The organism is Mycolicibacterium agri (genome assembly GCF_002553505.1).
Classification (GTDB): Bacteria; Actinomycetota; Actinomycetes; order Mycobacteriales; family Mycobacteriaceae; genus Mycobacterium; species Mycobacterium agri.
Map to the genome: position 1 here is coordinate 1 of NZ_PDCP01000213.1, position 1,216 is coordinate 1,216.

General features: G+C 69.7%; 1 pseudogene. It reads left to right on the forward strand.

Going from position 1 to position 1,216, the window contains the following annotated elements:
* Window positions 1-95 precede the first annotated feature (95 nt).
* Window positions 96-1,151: pseudogene (locus CQY20_RS33825) on the forward strand (HNH endonuclease); the annotation flags it as partial.
* Window positions 1,152-1,216 lie beyond the last annotated feature (65 nt).

Consider the following 1,216-nt stretch of genomic DNA (forward strand, 5'->3'; position numbering starts at 1 on the left):
CATCCCTCACTCAACCTCCTCAACATCGGCCGCGTTGTGGATAACGCGACCCTGTCAAAAAGTTTGAGTCAGTGGACCTCCTTATACTCGAACACATGTTCGATTTGCTGGAGGCGGACGAAACCGGGTTGGTCGATGAGATCGCCAGGCTGGAGCGGGTCAAGGCCGCGGCAGCCGCTGCCCAGGCCAGGGTGACCGCGGCCCTGGTCGAACGCCGCCGCGCCGCCGAGGCCGCCAAGGGTGTGCCACGGGCCAAGCAGCTGCGCGGGCTGGCCAGCGAGGTCGGACTGGCCCGGCGCGACTCCCCGCACCGCGGCGGGCGGCACCTGGGATTCGCCACCGCGCTGGTCTTCGAAATGCCCTACACATTGGCCGCACTGGAATCCGGCGCGCTCTCAGAATGGCGGGCCACCCTTATCGTGCGCGAATCGGCCTGCCTGTCGGTCGAAGACCGCCGGGCGTTGGACGCCAAACTGTGCGCCGACATCGCCGCGCTGGCCGGCATGGGCGACAAACGCATCACCGCCGCCGCCAAGAACATCGCCTACCGGCTCGACCCGCAGGCCGTGGTCGACCGCGCTGCCAAAGCCGCCGCCGAACGCACCCTGACGATCCGCCCCGCCCCCGACGCCATGGCCTACGTATCGGTGCTGCTGCCGGTCGCCCAAGGCGTGGCGGTGTATGCGGCCTGCAAGCGCGCCGCCGACACCACCTTCGACGGGCGCACCCGCGGGCAGATCATGGCCGACACCCTCGTCGAACGGGTCACCGGCCGCCCCGCCGACGTCCCGGTCCCGGTCAACGTCAATCTCGTTCTCACCGACGACACCCTGCTCGCCGGCGATACCGAACCCGCCCACCTCGACGGCTACGGCCCCATCCCCGCCGCCATCGCCCGCCACCTGATCGCCGACGCCGCCACCGACACGCGCTCCAAGGCCACCCTGCGGCGGCTTTACCGCCGACCCGGCGGGCTGATCGCCATGGAAACCCGCGCCCGCCACTTCCCCAGAGGGCTAGCGACATTCATTGCGCTGCGCGACCACACCTGCCGCACCCCCTACTGCGACGCCCCCATCCGCCACACCGACCACGCCCAACCCCACCACCGCGGCGGACCCACCAGCGCCCACAACGGCCTAGGAGCCTGCTGAATTAGTGGCTTTGGGGGCGGGGTGCCTCAAAGCGCTCTGTGGCGCGTGTGTTCAGTCAGACC